The following is a 23,260-nucleotide window of genomic DNA, read 5'->3' as shown; positions in this document are numbered from 1 at the left end:
GACTACTCCTTAATCTAACGCTTATTTGAACGTGTAAACTAACTTTTTGCTGTAGTTTCCGTTGTTGGCAGCCGTTGCAGCTAAGCTAACTTGACCGTAAGCCAAGACCATGCTGTAAGCATCCTTCACAGAACCATCAGCCTTAACGTAACTGAACATCGTCTTCAGTGGCGTTGCAGTTTGACCCTTCTTTAAAGCCGTCTTGTTCACAAACTTGAAGGACGTCTTAGTGGTTGATAAAGCTAAGATCCCTTCGGCAGTTGAGTTGGCGTTAGGATTTTGCTTGCCCTGGTACGTGTAACCAAAGGCCCCACTCTTGTAGATGTTCTTCTTCAGGTAGCTGCGACCAGCAATTTCGGCCTTGGTAACGGTTTTGTTGGTGCTCTTACCCATCATTAAAGCGTTCACAGCAGCGGCAGTGGTATCGCTGTCGACACTGGCAACGGTGTTGTTGTAAGCCCAACCCTTGTTAGATTGTTGGCTCTTAGCAATCTTCAAGCTTAAGGAAGACTTGGAGAATTTCGCCTTGCTAGGCTTCTTGAAGGTCTTGTTTGAGGAAACGGCAACCAGCGCTTGGCTTTGCACGTTAACCGTTTGCTTGCTCATGGATTGCTTGTACAACGTGTTGACCAGGTTCAAGCTCTTCTTAGAGCCAGCTGGTGTGTACTTGGTTGGGTTAACCCCGATAGCTTGCAGGCCGATGATAGCCGTGGCCAAAGTTGCGGGATCACTCTTGCTGGACACAATCAGGTTCTTCTTAACCAGTTTCTTGTTAGCCTTGGTAAATTTGTAACCTTGCTTCTTCAAGCCTAACAGGAAGTCGGAGTAACCGGAAGCGGCACCCGTCGTCTTAAAATCGGTCTTGCTAAAGATTTTGGCGGTGCCGTTCACACCGTCTTTATTTTGTTTCATCATCTTTTTGGCATATGTATACATCGCCTTGTTCTTGGTCTTTTGGGAGCTCTTGGAAGCGACTTTGATGCTAGCGGCATTAACATCCATAACGGGTACGACGGCCCCTAAAGCCATTACGGCGGTCAATGAAACTGCGATTAACTTATTATTCAACATAAAACTATCCCCTTTTATAAAATATTATATTTGGTAATCAAACGATCCATAAGCTTACGCCATGGTTGATACAGAAGCAGTAAACTAATCCCGTTCGTTGCGGCATGCATAGCATCAAACATGAGGCTGGCTGCAAACGACAGGAAGAAACTGGCGGGCCGTAATGGCCGAACGTAGGCCAAGGCGTACCAGAGATCCATGATCCAGCCGAACCAGAGGCCCCATAACGTTCCCCAGATGACCATCACCCAGAGATTATTTTTCAACTGGGTGCGACCCAGGAGTCCCGTGGTCAAGCCCATGAGCCCCCAGGCTAGCATTTGCCAAGGGGTCCACGGTCCCTGTCCCAGGAATAGGTTGGAGACCAACGCCATCATCGACCCGGAAACGAAGCCGAGCTCCGGTCCCAGGCTGACGGCACTCACGATGACCACAAAACTAGTCAACTGCACGTTGGGAATTGCGGCTAAGGGCACGCGCCCCATAACGCCTAGGGCCACAATGACCGCCAAAAAGACTAACAATCGCGTACCCATTTGCCGTTTCTCAAAGTGCCAGTAGGCTGGCATGAGACTGCAGGCCAGACAGGCAAAACTAAAAATCACAAAATGATGACCCTTTAGCAGGAGCATCCCCGCTAATAGAACCAGGATTAATCCCACCGACACAACCAAATTCCAATTGTTTTTCCACCATCCACGCTGTACGATTTTTCTCACCTCCTTAATCGGTTATCTGTGTGACGTCTTGACTAAACAATGCGGTTGGCACCTGTTGCCGGAGCAGCCGGTTGACGGCCGTCGTGGACAAGAAGTTCTCCGTGAAAAACTGCCGCGTTGGTTGCGGTTCGGTCAGACACCCGTTAAACATGAACGTGCAGGTGTCCGCAAATTCTGCACAAAAGTCCATGTCATGGCTGGCCATGATCAGCGTTAGCCCGGCTTGGTGCTTCGCTTGCAAGATACGCCCAACCAGCAATTTTGTCGCCGGATCCAAGCCCTTTGTCGGTTCGTCCAACAGCAGGACTTGTGGCCGCGTAATCAACGCCAAGGCTAAACCGAGAAGCTGTTGCTGGCCACCACTGAGGTCGAACGCGTTCTGCTCGGCGACTGCCTGCAACTGAAACGTCTCTAACGCTGCCTGCACACGCTCAGGCACATCGCCAGATGCCAACTTGGCTTGGGCCGTTAGCTCCTCGGTGACCGTGTCGCCGTTGAACTGCTCCGTCGGGTTCTGTGATAAATAACTAAGCTGCCGCAGTCGGTCGCGATTTTTCATCTTCCAAATAATCTGATGATTCAAGCGAACCTTACCATGCTGGGGTTTGCGGAGGCCCGCCAGAACCGTTAATAGCGTCGACTTGCCGGACCCATTTTTCCCGATGATGGCTAGCCAACTCGCTGGTGTCACGGTCAGGTCGAGTTGATGTAAAATATCACCGGTTGTCGGATACCGTAAGGACACGTGTTGGACCTCAAAGTGCCAGTCAACAGGCCGCTTGATGGGATTGGGTTCCGCTAATGGCGCCGCTTTAAACCGCCAGCCCCGCTGGGTAATCAGTCGCCGACCTGCTGTCACGGTTAACGGCAAGGGCGTCGCATCCAAGTGATGCGCCAGGAAAAACTGGGGCACGGCCGGCACAAACGGCTGAAGCTTGGGTGCCGCCTGCATGCGCCGCAATCCCGTCGAGACATCCCCGTCATACGTGAGATGCCCGTCTTCCAGAAGCACCAACCGGTTGGCCAAGGCCAACACCCGATTCAACCGGTGCTCCGTCAGGACGATGGTAATCGCGAGCTCATCGTGCACCTGCTGTAAAATGTTCAAAAAGTTCTGCGCCGTCGTCGGATCTAACTGGGCGGTGGGTTCATCCAGCAGAATGACCTGGGGCTTCAGCGCTAAGACTGAGGCCAAATTAACTAACTGAAGTTGCCCCCCAGAAAGGTCCTGAATCGGCATGTGGAGGAACTGATTTAGCCCTAAGAAATTGGAGACCTCAGCGATGCGACTGTTCATTTCAGCCGTTGAATAGCCGAGATTTTCTAAAGGGAACGCCAACTCCTCAATCACCGTGGCCATGATGGGTTGGACTTGCGGGTCTTGCGCGACGTAGCCCAACTGTTGGGCACTGACGTTACTACTGAGCTCAGCCACCGGCGTTCCCTGATACAGCACATCGCCGCGCTGTTCGCCAGCTGGCTTGAGCTCCGTTTTCAACTGTTTCAGTAAGGTGGTCTTACCACTCCCGGTCGCCCCCACAATGGTGACGAACTCGCCGGCCGCGATTTTCAGGGAGATGTCCACCAGCATCGGCTGGGTCTGCCCCGCATATGTAAATGATAAATTCGAACAGGAAATCAATTCTCGCATAACTTGTATCCCCCCTCACCGACTAATGGTAATCCCACAAACGCTAGTAATGGGAGGAGTAACCAACCATCATGACTGCCCAAAATGGTAAACCGAGTCACATCGCCGGTCCAGCCCCATCCTTGAAAACGGAGGATCATGGTTAGGCTGAAAATAACCAGACTACCAACAATAAACCAGCCGTCCATGGCCTGCCAACGAAACGTCTGGTAGTGACTGCGCTTCTTAGCACCAAACCCGCGGGCCTCCATTAAGACCGCTGTTTCCATCGCTGACGAAACAGAATCAATCAATAGGATGCGTAGTAACCGGCCAGTCTTCTGCAACCGTTCGCGCCAGCTACCCTCACTCAATACCACGTTACGGGTCTTTTGGAGCATCAGTAACCGCCGAAACTTCTGGGTAAACAGATTGACCATTCGTAACGAAATCGTCAAGAGCATCGCCAAGCGTGGGACCACCGGAAACAGGAGGTAGCTCAACTTAGGTGTGGTAATCACGCCGTTAAACAGGACGAAGGCCAGAATCATACCACCCAACGACAGGGCCATGGTCACCCCGTACAGTGTCGCGGTCTGCGTGATGCGAAAGGTCCAACCGCCCAACTGCCATGACCACAACGTCTTGGTGCCGGTCTGATTTAGAATCACGTTAAAGGCAAAGATCATCAGCATCAATGAGCCGACACCTTTTAACGTCCCCCAAACCTTTTGGCGACTGAAGTACCAACTACATAAGACGGCTAACCCGACAAACAAAACGCCCGTCACTAATAAATGGTTAAACACCAGTAAGAGGACAAAAAGCTCAACAAAATAAATTGTCGCCGTCAGAGGATGCAGGCGACTAAAAAAATTCAATTCGTCAAAGATCCCGACTCTCATGTTTTCTCCCACCCATTCGTTATGAAACCGTTTTCCAGTATTCTATGATAGCATCTCAGTTATTTCACAATCCCCAATATCTTGTTAAGGTTATCCTTTTTAATACTATGAGTTGTGTTATATTGCAATTTTTATCTTTTCTTGTCGCTACTGGGTGAAATTATACCAGTAATCCAGCTTCTCTGTTTAGACAAGTCGGCCCAACTGCTCCCTTGACGACCTCAGCGCACCCGCCCGGTCGCCTTTTCACCAAGCCACTTTTATTTTGGGCGACACACAAAAAGCCAGTACTTTTCCGCTATTACGCGTGAAATACTGACTTCTGATTAAGGTTATTTTGCAATGGTGCGTACGATTTGCTCACTGATCAGCTGCAGATCTCGCTGCTTATCGCCCATAATACTGGGAGCAAAATTGGACTCGATGATGAAGCCCATCAATTGGCCCGCAATGATGCGGATGATCCCCAGAGCATCGATGTCGTCACGTAGTTCACCCGTCTCACGAAACATCTTCAAAAGTTCTGCCAAGAAATTAAAGTCATCGGCCGCCAGCAATTTGCCAAATAAGTCGCGCATTTCCTGACTGGTCATCATTTCCATGACCAAGATTTTAACCGCTTCTTTATTGCCCATGATGAACGCATATCGGTCGTGTACCATGAAGCTCACCATCTCTGGCAAGGTCTCGCAGGCGCGGATACCACTGAAAAATTCATCCCGGTAATGGGGGAAAAAGTTTTCCATGACGGGTTCCACAATGGCCAACAGCAGATCCTGTTTCGTGTGAAAATACTTAAAGATGGTGGCCTGACTGATGCCCGCCTTTTCCGCTACCTGAACGGTCGAGGTGCCATCGAATCCTTGTTCCGAGAAGAGCGCCAGCGCAGCCACCAGCGCAGATTTCTTACCTTTTGGCATCTTTTCGTGGTCTAGCCATTGGCGGTAACTACTAAATACATCTGGTTCCACACCCTTCACCCTTTCTAACTCTTTTGAACTTGATCTTTTACTCGCCTCCGGGTAGGTGAAAATAGGCCGTGACGCTGTGGGCGGACGCCCGGAGCCTTAGTGCGGTCTCAAAGATACCAATTCCCTAAGCGGCATAGCCACTAAGGGAATTCCCACGGCTGAGCCTATTTTCACCCACCCTGCGGCTTACTTCTGTTTAGGTCGTTAGACCGGGCTTGTTACTGGTTTAGTCCGTCCTCAACTCATTGTTAGTTACAATCTATATCCAATTCATTATACGCGATTCGTAGCCTAATCTCTCGTACTTTCCTAAACTTTTCGGTACCGCTTCAAGCCGATAATGTTCAAGAAAGTTAAAACGACCAGAAAGACTAATAAGACCAGGATGTTGCCACCTTCGTCAAAGATGGACGTCCCCCGCATGATGATATCGCTAACGGCATCGCCGGAGTATTTCAGCGGGATGATGTAGGAAATACCTTTGACCCAATCGGCCATGGAGTCCAGCGGAATGATTCCGGAGAAAAAGATCTGCGGAATGACGACCAGTGGAATGAACTGCATCATTTGGAACTCGGAGTTGGCAAACGTTGAGAGTAAAATCCCAAAGGCCAAGGCTACTAGCGCGAGAATCAGGTTGATGACAACCACACTGGCCATATTGCCGACCACTTCCATGCCGAGCAACCAAACCGTAATCAAAACGATGAGAACCGTTTGAAGCACGGCCAGAATGCCATAGCTTAACATGTAGCCGAAGACGATGGACGACCGCTTAACTGGGGTTGCCAGCAACCGATCCAGGGTGCCCGTCGTCCGTTCCTTTAACAGCGCCATCCCGGAAATCAGGAAGACGAAGAAGAACACGAAGAAGCCCATTAAGATTGGTAACATTTTGGCAAAGTAACCGGTGTTCTTATCCCCATAAACGTAGTGATTGGTGATCTTCGGCGTCTTTTGACTGGTACTCTTGGTGGCCGTCGTCGTTGACTTGGCCTTAGTCGCTGCGGCCTGCTTGGCGGCTGCGGCGTTACCCGTCGTGGCCGTGGTGCTAGCCGCCTGTTGCTTTTGCATGACCATCAATTGGGCTTGGAGCTTGGCCATCCCAGTCGTGCTCTTTTTCAGCGCCGACTTTAATTGGTCAATGCTGGTGGCCGTCACGGCGTTCTTGAATGCCATCTTAACCGCCGCCGTCTTGCTGGAGTCGGTGTTGGCGTAAGTCAGATCATAGTTATTGCCAGTCTTCTTAATGATGGCATCAATTTTTTCGTCCTGCAACGCCTGCTTGGCATCCGCCTTGGTGTCGTAGGTCTTCACGTCAACGTGCTTGATGTCGCCCATTTCTTGATTGACCTTCCGAGTGACAGCAACCGTCCCCACGTTCACGTCGGTGGTTGAGTTGGTATTAAAGATCACACTCATTAACAGCATCACTAGGATGGGCGCAACAAACATCAGCGCTAGCGTCCGCTTGTCCCGGAAGAGTTCCTTCAGCACCCGGTTCATAATCGCAATTGTTCTCATTATTCAACACCCTCCGCCTTTAAGAAGACATCCTCAATCGTGTCGACACCGTACTGTTGCTTCAAGGCCGTTGGCTTATCAAATGCCATGACCTTGCCACCCAGCAACAGGGCCACGCGGTCGGTCAGTTCAGCTTCGTCCATTACGTGAGTCGTGATTAAAATGGCACGCCCCTCGTCACGAATTCTCCCCAGCTCTGCCCAAATTTGACGCCGCAGAGCCGGATCAATGCCGACCGTGGGTTCATCTAAAATTAGCAATTCCGGATTGCCCAGCAGTGCGATGGCCAACGACAACCGCCGCTTCATCCCACCGGAGTAACCGGCGACGCGCTTCTTCAGGTCAGCCGTCAAATCAACGACGCCCGCGGCATGGGCAATTTCTGCGGCCATGTTGGCCTTCGTAATGCCCTTCATCAAACCGAAAAATTTCAAATTCTCTTCACCAGACAGGTCGTCGTACAACGCATCCGTTTGGGCCATGTACCCCATCCGACCAAGCAATTCACGGTCGGGCATGACGGTGTCAAAAACTTTGGCGGACCCGCCGTTAGCAACTTCCATCCCCAAGGCCACCTTGATGACCGTAGACTTCCCAGCCCCAGACGGTCCAATCAACCCGACGATTTCACCAGCGTTAACGGTTAAATTAATATCCTTCAAGACAGTTTGATCACCGAACTTCTTGGCTAAATGGGCTAAATCAATCATTGCTTGTGCCATAATAGTGCCTCCCAAAACAAATTTTATGATAGGTGAGTGATTAATCACTTACTCAATAAGGTGAGTATATACTCACCTCTGCTTTTTGTCAATAACTCTGAAAAAAATTCTATCGTTTTGACAGGTCGCTCTGCCGTCTATCTCGTGCTTCCCTAGCAATCTCGCTAATTGTGGGTAGCAAAAAAGTGGTCAACTTTCATCGTCGACCACCCGTCTAAAATCAGCTAAGTTAACGAACCTCGTCCCGCAACGTCAGGCCACTATAGTCTTCCATCTCCGCCGTTGTCGGGTAGCCGCCCAGCTTCATGACTTTTTCACCCACGATGGTCACGGGTAAGACCTCAATGCCGTAGTCGGCAATCAGCTTGGCAACCTGCTTTTCTCGCACGAACGCCTGTGGATTCTGCGCCAGATTCCGCCGCAACACCCGGACATCCTCGCTGTGATTGATCAGCTTAGTCTGCGCAGTCAACCGAATCAAATCCGGATTGACACTGGGGCCACAAACCCCGGTTGGACAACACAGCGCTTCTTCGTAAATATTGATTTTTTTCATTTTCGCTTATCTCCTAACTTTTCACTGGCTGGAGTCGTTGGGCTTCAAAATTAGCTTGCACACCGACCACCGCAAAGTGATCGTCTGCGGCTGTGGCGACCCGGTCAATCCACGGTTGCTCATTTTGTGCCCGGACTTGGAGAAACGGACTCAATTCGCCGCTGGTTCCGAGCAAGCTCTGGTTGACGACCCACCACGTGTGGGCAATCTTCGCACGGTCTAAATCCCGCTGTAGCCGGAGCGTTTCGTACACCGGCGTGGCCTCTGGCAAAGTGACCATGATGGTTTCCGTCTGCTTCGGGTCCTGTAGCCGCGGTAACAACCGCGTAACCGCGGCGGGAACGGTCCCAGTCGTGCGTTTGACCTCGGCCGCGTAGCTCTCCGTCGAGGACAACAGGAGCAACGTGTGCCCGGTTGGCGCGGTATCGATGACCAGCACGTCGCTGTCGTCTTCGTCCACAATTTTGGCAAAGGCCTCGAACGTCGCGATTTCTTGGGTGCACGGCGACTTCAGGTCTTCCATCACGTAGTCGACGTCCTCGCTGCCCATGTCCTGCTTAGCTTGGGCGATGACGGCTTCCTGATAGTCCTTGAGCACCTGCTGCTCGTCGATGTGGCTGACCTGAATGGCCGTGTCTAACTGGAACCAGCTCAAATGGTCCGCGGGGTCGGTCGTGGTCAAATGCACGCGTTTGCCTTGGCGGGCCAACTGCTGGGCCACTTGAACGGCGATGGTCGTTTTACCCACGCCGCCCTTACCCATGGTGAAAATGATGCGCTGGTTCTGTAGGGCTTGCACGACGCGATCCAATCCTGGATAATCGGTTACCGCTGTTGCTTCCTGAGTTAATTTTGGCTGCTCATCCGCCAATAACTGGCGCAGTTGGGGCACGCCACTCACGTTGTAAGCACGTAGGGGCACCTGCCAAGCGACGGGCAAAATATTGAACGGAATCGCCGCCAGGTCGGCCTGTTGCTGTTGATAAAGTTCTGGCGCCGCGGCCTGCTGGTCGGCTGGTAAGACCCCGTTGATCACCAGTTGGTGATGCGTGATGCCCAGTTTAGCCAGCTCCGTCACCGTCCGACTGGCTTCCTGCAGCGTTGCCCGTTGCGGCCGTGCCACCAGGATCAGCGTCGTCTGTTGACCATCTGCCAACACCTGGGTGGCCTGGTGGTAGCGTTCTTTTTCTTCACCTAATCCAGATAACTGGCCCAGGCAACTCGTGCCCAATTTATTCTCATCGAGGTACTGGCTCCAAGCGGCGGGTAACTGTAGCATCCGCAACGTGTGGCCGGTTGGCGCGGTATCAAAGAACACGTAATCATAGGTCTCGTTAACGGTTTGATTCGTCAACATATTCGCAAACTCATTGAAGGCGGCCACCTCGACCGTGCAGGACCCGGAGAGTTGTTCGGCCATGTTGGTCAGCGCGGCTTCCGGCAACATATTCCGGTACGGGCCAATCACACTTTCCCGGTACGCCGCGGCTGCCTCAGTCGGATTGAAGTTGGCCACGTCCAGATTGGGCACGGTCGCCACCGGCTGAAGCTGGTTGGTCAGGTCTCCAGGAAAGATGTCCTGGAGATTGCTGGCCGGGTCGGTACTAATCAGTGCCACGCGTTTGCCCTGGTCCGCCAACTGAACGGCCGAGCTGGCCGCAATCGTGGTCTTGCCGACGCCCCCCTTGCCGGTGAAAAAGAGGTACTTGGTCAAATCAAGTTGTTTTTGAACGTTTACCATGGCACTCATCCTTCCTTAGTCGTTGCCGGTCCAGCTCACAAACGCAGCGCTGGTCGCTGGACAGGAGCGTGGTGGTCTGCTGGAAAAAGGCCGCTGCAAAATCCTCGCTGAGCGTGTAATGTTTCCATTTACCTTCTTTATAACTGTTCACGATGCCCGCATCCGCCAATACCCGCATGTGGTGTGACAGGGTCGGCTGGGTGAAATCGAAGTGATCTAAAATATCACACGCACACAGCGTCCCCTGCGACAGTAACGCGATAATCTTCAAGCGGTTCTCATCGGCCATCGCCTTTAGCGCGGCCACGTAAGCTGCATCATCCATTTGCTCGCCTCCCTATTTGTGCCTTTACCTGTTAGTTCAGAGTTCATATTGACGTTTATCTATATGAACATGATAACGCTTTCACAAGGATTCGACAAGGACTCACCCTCGCCAGTTGACGAACCGTTTTCTAACCCATCAGAAACCAAAAACACCCGCGCCGACAAACGTTCGGTAGCGGGTGTTCACACATTTATTTTTAGGTCAGCTGACCATTGTCATCGGCCGAAACGTGCTTACTAATGAAATCTAGCAAACGAAAGGTCAACGCCTCCGTCTCAACGGATTCCTCATGGTCAAGGATTTCTTGTGGTGTCTGCTGCAAGACGGACCCCGCCACGTAGTCGCCATCGTTGACCACCATCTCACGAACATTGTTGGCCTGTGGTTCGATGTGAAACTGTAAGCCAATCACGTTGTCGCCTAACAAAAATCCCTGATTACGCAGATGTTGGCTGGAGAATAACAGCTGCGCGCCCTGGGGAATCTCAAACATGTCCTCGTGCCAGTGTAAGACTTCCAGGCTGGCAGGAATCCCGGCGATTGCCGTACTCTGCCGCGTGACCGGGGCCCAGCCCACTTCCTTGGCCGGCGCCTTTTTCACCGGATAGCCGAGTAGCTTCGTAATCTGTTGGGCACCGAAGCACACGCCAAAGATTGGCTTGTGGGCGGCTAACAGTTCTTGGATCAACGCACGTTCCGCCTTGATCCACGGCTGGTCGTCGTTGGGACTCATCGGTCCGCCTAGAATCACCAACAGGTCCGTCTCCGCCGCGGTTGGTAATTTGCCATACGTGGCCGGATGATAGACATAAAGCTCGTGGCGGTTGGCGTTGGCCCAACTCGTAATGGCACCGGGGCCCTCGTCGGCCGCATGCTGTAACACGTTGATACGCATGAAAATCCCTCCTACATTTGTTCGAACACTAGACACAGGATTGATTGGCCAGGCCTTGACGTCCCGTTAGTTCTTGCGGTTAAACATTCATGGGATAGTAAACTTCATTGCTAAAGTACCGCGGTCCCCGTTGCTTGGCGAGTTGTTTCGTCCGGTAATAGTGCGCGCTGGTCCAGATACCGGCACCGCCCGCCTGACTCAGGACGCTGATTTTCTTACCATGGTAGGTCTTGGTCATCACTTTGTAGAAATCGCCATCCCCCATGATTTGATTCCAGCCACGAACGTTGATCCATTGCGCTTGGTGCGCCTTTTTGTTTGTGACCGTGCTCCAGGAATAGTGTTTCTTAAATTTCTTCGCGCTTAACTTGTGATGGTGAATGTGGGCCACGTACTTGGCCCCCTGCCCATCGTAGTACGTCAGGCCAGAGATTCGCTTGGCACTAAACGTCAGCGTGTCCATCTTGCCATGTTCATAGTGGTACCACGTATGCCGGTAACGTTGCGGCACCGCTTTCAAAGTCGTCTTAGTTTTCGCCTGCGCCGTCACCGGTGTCCCCAGTGACACGCCCCCGACAGCCAACAACGTCACAGCGGTCGCAACCGCCAGCATCATCTTTTTCATGTGTAAATCCTCCCCGAAATAAGAGTGGGTCTGGCCCGTCTCTATGCCCTTAATTATACGCTTCCGGGCGGTTTTTCAGACGATAAAATCTGGTGAAATTGAATTTGTAACAATTGAAAGCAACGCTGACTAATATTTTAGTAACTGACATAATTTGATTAACTCAGAAAAAATAGAACTGCGACGTTTGTCACAATCCTATATATTAATTAAACTGAATATGATTCACCTTTAAAGTGGTGATTCCCTAAACGCTTTGCAACTTTTTTAGACCGATAACAGTGCCTATCAGTGGTAACCATAGCGCCATACGCGTCAGTTAAGACTGACAACTTTTTCCCATGAAACTTTTTCGTTGTCACCTTGTAATAAGTTCCATCCCCAGCAGATTGATTCCAACCACGTAAATCAATCCAATTTGCATGACGGAAAGAAAACTTTTGACCAACAACCCAACTACCATGAATTTTGGCCTTATCCGGATCAGCACGTACGCTGCGCGAATGAAGCGTTGACGTTCCCTTAGTAGTTGCACCATCGTAGTACTGCGCGTAGTGCCAGACCTTCTTTGTAAAACGAACCTTATCATACTTCCCATGACCATCATAATGATACCAACTATGCCGATATCTCTTAGGATAAACCTTCATTGTTTTCTTCGCCCTAGCGTGTGCCGTCGTGACTTGACTAGTTTGGAATCCGCCTACCCCCATAGCAGCCAGTAAAATCGTCGTCAGCAAAATCTGTTTTTTCATTTGACCAGTCCTCCAGTGTTCCTTAAAATTATGTACAGATTAAGTGTACACCGCTAGCAGTATGTCTTCGCCAAAAAATTATTAGGTTTCAAGCAATATTTTCATTTACGACAATGCCTGTCGAAGATAGCCTAGTTTCTGTTGCAGATTTGATGTTTTCACTTTGCCAATGACTCAACTATTATGTCTACCTAAGAAATCAGCACGCTTAGATATTCAACCACCTAGCACTTTAACAAATGAACATGCTAGGCCATGCTATAATAAAATCGAATTAACGTTTAGAAGGGACTGACCCCATGGACTACCTACTTCTCCTGCGCGGCATCAATGTTGGCGGTAAGCACCGCGTGCCAATGGCCGACCTGCGCGATTACCTGACAGCCGCTGGCTTTACCTATGTGCGCTCATATATCAATAGTGGCAACCTTTTGGTCAGTAGCGACCAGCCGCAAGTCGACTGTGATGCCACCATCCAACACGTGCTCACCAGTCATTTTGACTTTTCCCTCCCGTTTCGTCTGTTAGCCCGGCCAGAATTTTTCGCCGACCTCGCCCAAGCTCCCGACTGGTGGGGCGCCGACGACCAACTCCGACACAACGCGCTCTTCAAGCTAAATGACTACGCCAACGCCAATGATGTCTGGCTGGTCGACCACGTCACTACGGACTATGACCAGGTGTTGGTCACGCCCAACGTGATTTTCTGGACGTCGACGTTCAAACACCACTTTAGTCGCTCCTTTTATTCAAAAATTATGGGCACGCCGCTTTACCAGCAGACCAGTACCCGCAACTACAACACGACGATGAAACTCAAACAACTTTTGGAGGCTTCCCATGATTAGACCCGTTGTTCACGACCAAACCCGTTTAGCACAAAAAAGCCGGCCCGCTACCAAGGCCGACGCCGCAACCGTTACCGATTTACTCGACACGCTCAAGGCCAACAGCGAAAACTGCGTGGGAATGGCCGCCAACATGATTGGCGTCAACCTGCGGATTATTGTGGTCGACATGGGCATTCTGCCCGTCGCCATGATCAATCCGGTCATCACCAAGCAGGCCGATCCGTTTCAAACCACTGAGGGCTGCCTCTCACTGACCGGCGAACGTCCAACGAAACGGTTTAAGACGATTGAAGTTGACTTCCTTAATCAGGCCTACCAGAAACAACACCAGACATTCACCGGTTTCGTAGCGCAAATTGTTCAACACGAAGTCGACCACTGTAACGGCATTATTATCTAGCAACCTAATTTTCTGTAAAAAATAACCCGGAGAAATCACTGACGACGATTTCTCTGGGCTATTTCTTTTTGGCCGTTAACTTTAGCCAGCCCCAACCAATCAAAGCCAGGTTAAAAATCATAATCAAGGCCCATAGCCACAGATAGTCGCTGATGAGTGCCGGTACCTGAGCGTGCCACAGCGCCAAAGCCATGCCAATAATCAGGACGCCATTGATAGCCAGCCCAATGCGCTTGGCCTGCCGCTGTTTCGCAAAGGCCGTTGCCGCAATAACCAGGAGCATCATCGCCACCATGACCACATTGGCCTCGCCCCAGTCAAAGTCGACGCCGAAGCTACTCATGGTGGATGGCCGAAGCGAAATGATCAGAAGAAACATCAAGCTCCCCACTGCGTTCAACAGAGGGACACAGCCGTAGAGTCTTTGCATGATTGTCACCCTTCCGTTGTGATTGCCTCGACTGTAACGGAGTTTGGACGGAAAGTAAACCAATTCGCTGGGGGTAGGTTGTTTGGGATTACAAACAGAGTGCGGAGCTAGCCGTTTAGGTCCTGAGCATTAGGGAGACCTGAGGCTTCTGTTCGACAACGTCGGGCAGGAGTCGCAGGTCTTGGGCTAGCGTAGCACGTTTCAGAAGCTGCCAGACTCGGTATTGAAAATGCGGGCGGTTAGCTGGCGAGCATTAACGTCACTAAGTGAATGCCCCCGGGTCTGGGTCGTTTGCTTAGTGGGGTTAAGCGCAACCAGCTGCCCGCGGACGCACGTTTCAGAAGCTGCCAGACTTGAGATTGAAAATACGGGCGTGCTTTTAATATTCGTAGCCCACACACACTTCTAACCAAAAAAGAAACCCAGAAGTCTCCCTCCAGGTTTCTATCTAGCTAAGCTAAAAACTCCTTCAGTTTCGTACCCAAGGTTGGGAAAATCAGAATCTGCTTCTGCTGGAAATCTTTGGCAGTCAGTCCCAAGCCGATAACGCTCACCAACTGGTTCATGTCGTCCGTGGCTGTTTGACTGACCTCGGCCGCGCCCACCAGTCGTTGCTCGTGGTCAAAGACCCCAATCAATTCGGCGTCTTGATCATTGGTCCCCGCATAGGCAAAGTCAGGCGCCAAGCCCATTTTCTTCAAATGGTACTGGCTATCTGTGGTCGCTTCTGCCACCGGCACCCCAACTTGTGCCACTTGCGGAAAGGTAAAGGACCCCGTGCCCGTGACTGGGTAGTGGATAGGTTCATCATCAGTCGCGGTTAAATAGGCGCCCTCGAACTGGGCAACCGGCGTGAGCTTCGGCGCAACTGCGGGTGACTTTGCCACCACATCGCCAGCCGCGTAAATGCCGGCCACGTTGGTTGCTAAATGGTCATCCACGATGATGCCCTGCCGATTGGTCTCGACGCCCGCCGCGGCCAGATTTAATTTATCAATGTTGGGACGACGCCCGGTCGCGTCAATCACGTAGTCGGCCGTGTAGCTGTCGCCTTCCGCGGTCGTCACGCTAAAGTCCGTTCCGGTCTGCGTTACTGCGCTCACGGATTGGCCAAAGTGAAATTTAATTCCCCGTGACTGCATCTGCTTGACCACCACGTTCACGTGTGGCTGATAGAATGCGCCTAAAGCATGAGGCGCGTGTTCAACGATTTCCACGCTGGCGCTCGCCGAACTCAGTACCGTGGCCAATTCCATGCTGACGTAGCCCCCACCAATGAAGAGGACACGCTGGGGCAACTCGGCCAGGTCCAACACATCGTTGCTATTGTGGGTGAGTTTCTTACCCGGAATCGGCAGCTGATTAGCCGTCACACCGGTCGCAATCACGATTTTATCCGCCGTAAATCGTTCATCGTTGACCGCCACGGTGTGGGCATCAACGAAACTGGCCGTACCCTGGCGCGTGGAGACCGTTTCCGAATCAAACGCTGCCTGCGCATTCGCTGGGTATGGTGCAAAGGTGGCTTTCTTCGTTGCCATCAGTGCGGGCCAATCAATTTTAGCCGCCGTCTGAATCCCCCGTTGTTGAAGCTGTTGGGAAATCAAAACGGACCGCACGGCACCCTCTAAGAAAATCTTGGGCTCGCAACCGTAATTGGGGCAGGTCCCCCCGAACAAATCGTTGTCCACAATCAAAACGGTCTGAGAACTGTGGGCTTCCTTCAACGCTGTCACTAAGCCGAACGCAGCCGGGCCACTGCCCAAGACAATATAATCAAATTTTTGAGTCATCTAAGCACCTAACGCTTTCTGCAATTCTGCAGCAAACAACGGCTTGGGCCGGGCACCCACCAAACGATTGATCACCTGGCCATCCTTCTTGATCAGGAAGGTCGGAATCCCCTGAACGTTGAATCGACTGGCAACCTCTTGGTCATGGTCCACATTGATTGACGTGAAGGTCACCCGTTCACCAAATTCTTCGCTGGTCGACAGGCTCTTCAGGATGGGGTCCATCATCTTACAAGGCGGACACCAGTCGGCCCGGAAGTCGACAACGGTGACGCCGGTATTGGTTTCAGTTTCAAAATTATAATCATGAATTTCCTTAATCATGTTAAGTTTCTCCTGGTTATATACCCCGATAGGCATTGAATTATTAATCAGCCAGCTTTTTTATCGTTTCATTTTATCATCATGCCTTCTAAATCAGTCGCCAATTAACAACGAGATTCAATATACCCCCATAGGTATAATTTAGCAAGATTTTTTGCTTACTTTTTATAAGACAGGACGCAAAAACAGCGCTAGCACGCGAATGCTGGCGCTGCATTTATTTTCACTGACACAACCGATCGATCCACTCAAATAACTCGGGTAAATCATAATCCCCACTGTGGGGCGTGGCCCACGGCATGGCGAAATCGACGTCATAACCCTGGTTACGAAGCTTCGTCGCTAGAATCATCGGAATGGCAAACGAGGTATCCCGGTCAGCGGCGCCGTGGCGAATTCGCCAGTGTGGGGCAACCTGCGACTGCTTCTTTAACAGATAGGTCAACGGATTAACCGCAGCTACCAGGTCGGCGTCAGCCAGTTGGGCGGGCACCGTTGTGTGCTTTTGGGCAAACGCCGTGAAGTGCCGGGCCGCCGTCAAGCGACTCCCGAAGAGGTCATTTTCAGGATTGTTCACCGCCAACGCATCAAAGGCAGGCACGCTCTTCATTCGGGTAATGGCGCGCAGGTACTGGGGCCAGTCGATCCGTGTGACCGTTTGGCCTTTGATAATGACGCCGGCATACTTGATCACATCTTGCCCGGCATCTAATGCATGTTGGGCAGAGGCCGTCAGCTCGTGGATAATCTGGTTTTTAAAACTGCCCTCACCTGCCGCGTCCAATGTCAGCGGGTTCCCCGCCTGATCCGTCAACGCTAAACGGTTCAGATACGCCGGAAAGGCCGCACTTAGCTCTGGCGATAGCCGTTGCTGGTTGGGAGTCAGTCGTCCGTGAACCGGCGTGCAAATTTTCCGGCCGGCTTCGACCCGAACTCTTTGACGGTGCCATTGATTGATCCCCTTAAATTGCCATTCGTAGGCGGCATCGGCGTGCTCCAGGTTGTGAATCGGGCAGTAAGCCGAGACGGCAAAGATGTCGTCGGTTGCGGGAGCAGCGCCCAACTCCTGTAGGCGTGTTTCAAAGAAATCGGTGTTGCCACTAGCGCCCATTAACGCTGACGTGGCGCCACCCGCACTGGTGCCGTTGGTGATGATGCGTTCAGGGTTGCCCGGTAACCAGCCGGCATTGAATTTCACGTAACGCACGGCGGCCTTCATGTCCACAATAAACGCTGGCGCCTTCCCGGTGTTTTGCCCCTGGCCATCGGTCGACGTGCGCCCGCGTAAACCTGCTGAGACCACGACGTAGCCCCGTTGTAAGGCCTGCACAATCGTGTCACCGCGGCTAAAGGCATCCGGATTTTCCGGAAAGTCGCGGGGACCAGGCAAATAGCCCCCCACGGTATTTGGCATAAAAATTGGCGCCGTCACCCGCTGGTAACCGTTGACCGTGCCGCCGTGGAAGTAGGCCTCCGGCACAAACACGTTCAACCGTTGAATCGGGTCGACCGGCATCATCACGTAGCTAATATCTCTGAACGCCCGGTAGGCCACCGTTTCAGCCCCTACCGTCGCTGTTGCCGACCGACCCTGAGTCTCATCGAATCGCAAACCTGTTGGCATCCTCATTCCTCCATTTTAAGTCATCTTCGTTGGCTCTACTTTAGTGGAAATGCCGGTCGGACGCAATTCATTTGCCGAAGCGCGGGACTAATTGCGCGGGAGGTCCTGATTTTGCGTTTGAATCAAGGTGATGAGCGCCCACCGTTCTATGGGCAATGGTGGACGTACAGGACTATCTGCCGGTCGGCACACCTTGGTCGGCCAGCTAAGTTGATAGTCCAGGGAAAGTTCACTGAACAGGTTCAGCTGATGGCCCCGATACCCTTTGACATAGCTGTTCACTCGGCCGTTAAAGTGGACCACATCGCCCCGTTCTAGCTGACCCAACCGCTGAAAGCCCTTGGTCAGGTTGAACCAAAGATGGTCGGTCAATAATTGCTCGGTGGGAATCAGCCGCACTTGCCGCAATAAAATCGTCGGCTCTTCCCCCTTGTACCCCGACTTGATGCCATACCGCTCGAAAATCCCCTTGAATGGGTGTCGCTCCATGTTCCCTAACTCTGCCAACTTCTGGCGCTGACTCGACCGTGCCTTCATAGCTGTCGCCCCCTTTTAGGTTAACTCCGTAATTAATCGCCAAATGTTTTTTTGAATTTAAAAATAGTTTGGCCGCCACCTTTACCAACCATCAGAACCGGGGCCCGGCAACGGTCGCCCCTGCCCGCAACCCATTTGTGAAAATCTCGAGCCGTATTCGTTGTTGTAAACGCTATCATCAGGTAGAATGACTAGAGGAATTTCACAAGTACATACGACCCGAAACCATTATTTAATTCAATGAAAGCGAGCGATAACTATGCAGAATTTGTCCCGTCACATTTCGTTTCCCCGCCTCCTGATTTTGGGTGCGTCCAGCGTCATCGGCAGTAGCTGGATCTATACCAATGGTATTTTCTTCGACAAGTACGGTGCTGGGGGCGAAATCTTTGGTTTCATGCTGGCCACGTTCATCACCGTGCTGGCCTCCCTGTCCTTTGCGGAGCTCTCCTCCATCTTTCCGCGGAGTGGCGGGCCCGTGGTGTACAGCTATCTGGCCTTTGGCAAACGTTGGGGATTTGCGACCGGTTGGGCAATCCTGGGGGCCTATTTGAGCGCGTTATCCTTCTATGTGACGGCGTCGAGCATGTTGCTGGCGACGCTGGTCCCAAAGATTTCGACGGGGCCAGGCTACACGATTGCTGGGGCGCACGTCTCCTTGATGGAACTGGCGATTGGGGTGGCATTCACCCTCTTCATTTTCGCGTTAAATATCCGCGGCACCAAGCTGACGGCGGGCGTTCAGGCGGTCCTATTTATCGGCCTGCTCATCCTGGGTGGCGCGCTGGTCGTCACCGGCTTTACGCAAGGGAGTCCGAAAAACTTCTGGCCGGCCTTCGCCACCGGGAGTGATCCCCTGGCTAACGTGGTGCGGTTCGTCCTGCCCGCCATGACCTTTCTGACGGGGTGGGAGGTCGTGACCATTCTGGCCGAGGAAGCGGCGATGCCCCCACGGAAAATTGGGAAAGCCGTGGTCGGCGCCATTCTGCTGGCGGCCAGCTACTATATTATCGTGTTGCTGGCCAGCGCGTGGGTCTACCCGTGGCAGAAGACAGCGACCTTCAGCATGGGCTCCATCACGGCATTTACCGAGGCCGGCTTCCCGCTGTTGGGAACGGCGGCCTACCTAATTGCCTTTCTGGGCCTGCTGACCAGTTTCATCGGCCTGTTCACGGCGGCGCCCCGACTGATTTTATCGCTGGCGCGAGCGGGTTTGTTGCCACCCAAGTTTGCCGAAATTAATGAAAAACACAATACGCCGGTCAACGCGACGGTGTTGGTCCTGGTCTTTGCGGTCGGCTTCGGCTGGCTGGGCAAGGGCGCGATGACCTACTTTCTGGACCTCGGCGGCTTCTTCGTGGCCATGGCCTGGGCAATTACGGCGGTCGCTCTCTGGCGGATTCGCCGGACTTACCCAACGCTCAATGGCGGTTTCCGGCTGAAACACCTGTGGCCCAGCCTGCTGGGTGGCCTGTTGGCGGTCACGATTGCGATTGCAACGCTCTATCCCAAGTCACCGGTCGCCCTGGCCTGGCCGACGGAATATATCATGCTGGCGGTCTGGATTGGCCTGGGCCTGCTGTTCTACGCGCTCGGCCGTAAGGAACACCAGCCCAAGGATCAGGCGCTCCACCACCTGTTGGGCGAAAAGGAATTTCAACGCTTGAAGGATTTGAAAAAATAGCCAAAAAGACGGCCGCCTCGCTATGGGGTGGCCGTCTTTGCGTTCAGTTTAATCGTCCTGATCCTGTTTCAATAGTTTTAGCAAATCGCGGTCCCGCTGCGCCACAATTTCAGCGCCGGCATCCCCGTCCCAGTCAAAGAACCCGTGGCCGGTCTTGAGACCGAGGTCGTGGTCGGCCACCTTTTTCGCCAATGCGGGGTCTTCGCCCTGCGTCGCACCAAGGTCGGCGTAGAGGTACTTGCTGATGTTGTCGAAGATATCGAGGCCACCCAGGTCGGCGCTGGCAACGGGCCCGACGAGGCTCCAGCGACGGCCCAGGCTGTATTTGATAATGTCATCGACGGCCGCGGGTGAGGCAATGCCGGCGTCGATGATGTGCAGGGCTTCCCGCATGACGGCCAACTGGATGCGGTTGCCGACAAAGCCCAGTGACTCGCGCTTCAGACTAACGGCGTGCTTGCCAATGTGATTCATCAGCGCAGTCGTCAGGTCGACCGTGGCTTGGTCGGTCTGCTTGCCGGGAACGACTTCGACCAGCGGCATCAGCTGTGCGGGATTCCAGAAATGGGCCACGACAAACCGGTTCGGGTGCTGCAGCACTGACTGAATGGCGGTCGGGCTGAGACCTGACGTGTTGGTCGCCAGAATGGTCCCCTCGCTGACCAGGGACTCAACGCGTTGCCAGACCTGCTTCTTGACGTCGAGGTCCTCGATGATGGATTCAATCACGAAATCGGTGCCGGCCAGCGCAGCAGCGTAGTCGGTCGTGGGCGTGATGCGGTCCAGGATGGTCGCGTCGTCTTCGTGTAGTAGCCCCGCCTCACGGAAGGTGGCCAGGTCATGTTTGATGGCGGTCAATCCTTGGTCAAACGCGGTATCGCTGGTGTCCAGCAAGCGAACGGGATACCCCTTCATGGCAAATTGTAGCGCCGTGGCGTGCCCCATGGTCCCTGCGCCGAGGTTGGTAATGGTCTTGATATCTTCTAGGTTCATTTGAAACGCCTCCAAATAAGTTGTTAGTTGGTTTGCGTTCTCTTTCTGCTCTCTGGGTTTAGTTTAGCATGGATCGAGATCATTTATAAACGATATAATATCGAATTCGCTCAATAACACCTTTAGAAAACGAGTGTAGTACTCTTATGTACGAAATCATGATAAACTTAACCATGTGTTATACATAATTACCGTACTAAACTATAATTTATAGGAGTGATTTGTCTTGACAGAAATCGTTTCAAAAATGTTTGCTCTCTCCGAAACATTCGACTTAGAAAATATAACGCAATTTACAATCCCTGAATTTCAACGAGAATTCGTTTGGACAGATGAAGATATCATTCAACTTTTCCTGGATTTTGAGGAGGACACTAATAACTTCACAACAAAGTCCAACACCTTGTCTGGTTACCTACTAGGCAATATAGTGCTAATACAATCCGATCAAAACGAAAACAACTTTATCGTCGTTGACGGACAACAACGATTAACCGTTTTAACATTAATCTATCGCGCAATAAATATTCGAGCAAGAAAATTCAAGCGGACCGCCATAGAGCTAGAACAATCGTCAAATACAGATGACAGTAGTTCAGACGAAGATCTTTTCAGTACTATGGAAAGCACAGCTCGATCTGGCTATGAGATTTTGGATAAGAATACTTACAAAGCTGAGTCACTTCGGATTCTTCATAACGGACTCAATTTTGGTAATGTTTATGAAGACATCCTGCAAAAAAGCAGTCCCGACCTTACCACGCTAACAACAAAATCAGAGAAAAACATCAGCCTCGTTTGGGATGAAATAAATGATCAAATTTCACAACTCAGCAAAGATCAATTTATTGAATTTAATTCTTATATAAGAAGCAAGGTCATGTTAATTCGAACAATTGCGCCATCCGAGTCTAAAGCTTTTCAACTATTTGAGGTGTTAAACGACAGAGGCCGTTCACTAGAGCCCTTGGACCTAATTAAAAATATGTTACTCAAGCGACTAGACCAAGACGATGAAATTTCTAAAAATCAAAAGAGTACCTTCAACAAAGAATGGTCATCTTTTATACAAAATTTGACTGACTCAAAAATTTCAACATCTACGTTTATGAAAAGCTATATCCTGATGAAGTATAGTAAAAATCTTAATAAAGCTGAACTCTTTAGTTTCTTTAATAAAAGCAAACTTAAGGGTGATCAGGAAAATACTAACGAAGGCTACTCAATTCACGGTTCCGATATCCTTGAGTTAGCAAAAGACCTGAACTACAAATCAAAAGTTTATAGTGAAATTGAGAAGAATCCACAGGACAATGAATTCGTTAATAAAAATAGTAAGTTAGCAGAATACATGTATATCTTGTTCAAACTATTTAAGATTAAACAATTTCACCCACTAATAATGCTTTACTACACTTCCGATGACACTTCAAAAGAACGCATTGTTCAAGCTGCCCTACGTTTAGGATTAACCGTGCTGTATTCGTTCCAGCAAACAAACGCTATCGAAGCATTGTTACCACAAATTATTGGGTCATATTATGAGGGTGGAACTGAGCAAGAAAGGCTTACTAACGTCATCGAAAACATCAATTTACGCATTGATGATGACATTCAGCTTTTAGATACTGTCATGCAGACGAAAAACTTAAAGCCTGAAAAGTCTAAATCACTTTTACGTTTCATTGAACTTTATATTAATCAAAACTCTGATGTTCGAAATATTGGTCGTGGTGTAAATCACCTAGAACGTGAACACATTCTCCCCCAGAATACGCTTAAACTTACCGACAATGACAAACTTTCATTGTTACATTTCGAAGATACAGAAGAAATAAAGCAATACATGAACCGAATTGGAAATCTATCTCTCCTTAGAAAATCTGAAAACATTTCCATTTCAGATGGTGATTTTAAAGATAAGTTGCCGGCCTATAAAAATTCGTCTTTTACTATTACAAGGGCTATTGCAACAGAAATACAATCAACAGTTAAGCACGGGGCAACCAGCGCAAGATTTAAAATTATTAACGAGTACGAGCATGGATTCTTTGCTGAATCTGCTACACCAACACTGTGGACAAAAGAAGAGATTGAGCACAGAACTCGAAAAATCATAGATTTAATGAAAATGATTGCTCAGAACAAGTTGCTAGGTGATTACTAAATTTCAATTTTAAAG

23 protein-coding genes are annotated in these 23,260 nt (G+C 51.0%); 4 read left to right on the top strand and 19 right to left on the bottom strand.

The window, feature by feature from the left end:
• Positions 1–21: 21 nt before the first annotated feature.
• From ACEPST_RS08330 to ACEPST_RS08270, 13 genes are all read right to left on the bottom strand, one after another.
• Positions 22–1,071, bottom strand: a complete 1,050-nt coding sequence (locus ACEPST_RS08330) for a fucose-binding lectin II (protein WP_204121158.1) — start codon at positions 1,069–1,071, stop codon at positions 22–24.
• 14 nt (positions 1,072–1,085) lie between these two features.
• Entirely contained in the window at positions 1,086–1,724 is a 639-nt protein-coding gene (locus ACEPST_RS08325) for an ECF transporter S component (RefSeq protein ID WP_204121263.1), read from the bottom strand.
• Positions 1,725–1,794: 70 nt separating this feature from the next.
• On the bottom strand, positions 1,795–3,441 hold the full coding sequence (locus tag ACEPST_RS08320; protein ID WP_204121159.1) for an ABC transporter ATP-binding protein: 1,647 nt from the start codon (positions 3,439–3,441) through the stop codon (positions 1,795–1,797).
• Positions 3,429–4,325 carry an energy-coupling factor transporter transmembrane component T gene (locus ACEPST_RS08315; protein ID WP_204121160.1) on the bottom strand — a complete coding sequence of 299 codons (897 nt, stop codon included), beginning with the start codon at positions 4,323–4,325 and terminating at the stop codon, positions 3,429–3,431. The genes ACEPST_RS08320 and ACEPST_RS08315 overlap by 13 nt, the downstream gene beginning before the upstream one ends.
• A 332-nt stretch (positions 4,326–4,657) precedes the next feature.
• Positions 4,658–5,296: a TetR/AcrR family transcriptional regulator gene (locus ACEPST_RS08310; protein WP_395390653.1), complete on the bottom strand. Its 639-nt coding sequence runs from the start codon at positions 5,294–5,296 to the stop codon at positions 4,658–4,660.
• Positions 5,297–5,605: 309 nt separating this feature from the next.
• On the bottom strand, positions 5,606–6,820 hold the full coding sequence (locus ACEPST_RS08305) for an ABC transporter permease (protein WP_395390652.1): 1,215 nt from the start codon (positions 6,818–6,820) through the stop codon (positions 5,606–5,608).
• The gene (locus tag ACEPST_RS08300) at positions 6,820–7,542 is read right to left on the bottom strand and encodes an ABC transporter ATP-binding protein (protein WP_204121162.1); all 723 of its coding nucleotides are present in this window, start codon (positions 7,540–7,542) and stop codon (positions 6,820–6,822) included. Before ACEPST_RS08300 ends, ACEPST_RS08305 begins: the two co-directional genes overlap by 1 nt.
• A 229-nt stretch (positions 7,543–7,771) precedes the next feature.
• Complete coding sequence (arsD, locus tag ACEPST_RS08295; protein WP_204121163.1) at positions 7,772–8,098, bottom strand: arsenite efflux transporter metallochaperone ArsD; 327 nt, start codon at positions 8,096–8,098, stop codon at positions 7,772–7,774.
• 13 nt (positions 8,099–8,111) lie between these two features.
• A complete protein-coding gene (arsA, locus tag ACEPST_RS08290; protein ID WP_395390651.1) occupies positions 8,112–9,839 on the bottom strand; it encodes an arsenical pump-driving ATPase in 1,728 nt (575 codons plus the stop codon).
• Positions 9,814–10,164 carry an ArsR/SmtB family transcription factor gene (locus ACEPST_RS08285; RefSeq protein ID WP_204121165.1) on the bottom strand — a complete coding sequence of 117 codons (351 nt, stop codon included), beginning with the start codon at positions 10,162–10,164 and terminating at the stop codon, positions 9,814–9,816. The genes arsA and ACEPST_RS08285 overlap by 26 nt, the downstream gene beginning before the upstream one ends.
• Before the next feature lie 199 nt (positions 10,165–10,363).
• Positions 10,364–11,062 (bottom strand): type 1 glutamine amidotransferase, encoded by a 699-nt coding sequence (locus ACEPST_RS08280; RefSeq protein ID WP_204121166.1) that lies wholly within the window; start codon positions 11,060–11,062, stop codon positions 10,364–10,366.
• Between the two features lie 79 nt (positions 11,063–11,141).
• Complete coding sequence (locus tag ACEPST_RS08275; RefSeq protein ID WP_203643342.1) at positions 11,142–11,687, bottom strand: hypothetical protein; 546 nt, start codon at positions 11,685–11,687, stop codon at positions 11,142–11,144.
• Between the two features lie 209 nt (positions 11,688–11,896).
• Complete coding sequence (locus tag ACEPST_RS08270) at positions 11,897–12,442, bottom strand: hypothetical protein (protein WP_204121167.1); 546 nt, start codon at positions 12,440–12,442, stop codon at positions 11,897–11,899.
• Positions 12,443–12,741: 299 nt separating this feature from the next.
• On the opposite strand from ACEPST_RS08270, the gene ACEPST_RS08265 reads away from it, so the two are divergent.
• Together ACEPST_RS08265 and ACEPST_RS08260 are read left to right on the top strand one after the other, a co-directional pair.
• Positions 12,742–13,290, top strand: coding sequence for a DUF1697 domain-containing protein (locus ACEPST_RS08265; RefSeq protein WP_204121168.1), 549 nt, complete (start codon positions 12,742–12,744; stop codon positions 13,288–13,290).
• Positions 13,283–13,693, top strand: a complete 411-nt coding sequence (locus ACEPST_RS08260; protein WP_204121169.1) for a peptide deformylase — start codon at positions 13,283–13,285, stop codon at positions 13,691–13,693. The genes ACEPST_RS08265 and ACEPST_RS08260 overlap by 8 nt, the downstream gene beginning before the upstream one ends.
• 58 nt (positions 13,694–13,751) lie before the next feature.
• Here ACEPST_RS08260 and ACEPST_RS08255 read toward each other — a convergent pair whose 3' ends face one another.
• From ACEPST_RS08255 to ACEPST_RS08235, 5 genes are all read right to left on the bottom strand, one after another.
• Positions 13,752–14,123, bottom strand: coding sequence for a hypothetical protein (locus ACEPST_RS08255; RefSeq protein WP_204121170.1), 372 nt, complete (start codon positions 14,121–14,123; stop codon positions 13,752–13,754).
• Positions 14,124–14,575: 452 nt separating this feature from the next.
• The gene (locus ACEPST_RS08250; protein ID WP_204121171.1) at positions 14,576–15,916 is read right to left on the bottom strand and encodes a dihydrolipoyl dehydrogenase family protein; all 1,341 of its coding nucleotides are present in this window, start codon (positions 15,914–15,916) and stop codon (positions 14,576–14,578) included.
• Positions 15,917–16,240, bottom strand: a complete 324-nt coding sequence (locus ACEPST_RS08245) for a thioredoxin family protein (protein WP_204121172.1) — start codon at positions 16,238–16,240, stop codon at positions 15,917–15,919.
• Positions 16,241–16,463: 223 nt separating this feature from the next.
• Positions 16,464–17,864 carry a subtype B tannase gene (locus ACEPST_RS08240; RefSeq protein ID WP_239064502.1) on the bottom strand — a complete coding sequence of 467 codons (1,401 nt, stop codon included), beginning with the start codon at positions 17,862–17,864 and terminating at the stop codon, positions 16,464–16,466.
• Positions 17,865–17,951: 87 nt separating this feature from the next.
• Positions 17,952–18,401 carry a hypothetical protein gene (locus tag ACEPST_RS08235; RefSeq protein WP_204121173.1) on the bottom strand — a complete coding sequence of 150 codons (450 nt, stop codon included), beginning with the start codon at positions 18,399–18,401 and terminating at the stop codon, positions 17,952–17,954.
• A 259-nt stretch (positions 18,402–18,660) separates the two neighbouring features.
• Between ACEPST_RS08235 and ACEPST_RS08230 the strand changes: the two genes are divergently transcribed.
• Positions 18,661–20,085, top strand: coding sequence for an APC family permease (locus ACEPST_RS08230; RefSeq protein ID WP_204121174.1), 1,425 nt, complete (start codon positions 18,661–18,663; stop codon positions 20,083–20,085).
• 48 nt (positions 20,086–20,133) lie between these two features.
• Here the strand turns inward: ACEPST_RS08230 and ACEPST_RS08225 are convergent, their stop codons facing one another.
• Positions 20,134–21,078, bottom strand: a complete 945-nt coding sequence (locus tag ACEPST_RS08225; RefSeq protein WP_204121175.1) for a 3-hydroxyacyl-CoA dehydrogenase family protein — start codon at positions 21,076–21,078, stop codon at positions 20,134–20,136.
• A gap of 226 nt (positions 21,079–21,304) precedes the next feature.
• On the opposite strand from ACEPST_RS08225, the gene ACEPST_RS08220 reads away from it, so the two are divergent.
• Positions 21,305–23,245, top strand: a complete 1,941-nt coding sequence (locus ACEPST_RS08220) for a DUF262 domain-containing protein (RefSeq protein ID WP_204121176.1) — start codon at positions 21,305–21,307, stop codon at positions 23,243–23,245.
• Positions 23,246–23,260 lie beyond the last annotated feature (15 nt).

Source organism: Levilactobacillus sp. FUA 3915, from assembly GCF_044053135.1.
Taxonomy (GTDB): Bacteria; Bacillota; Bacilli; order Lactobacillales; family Lactobacillaceae; genus Levilactobacillus; species Levilactobacillus lanxiensis.
This window is presented reverse-complemented; position numbering and strand designations above follow the sequence as displayed.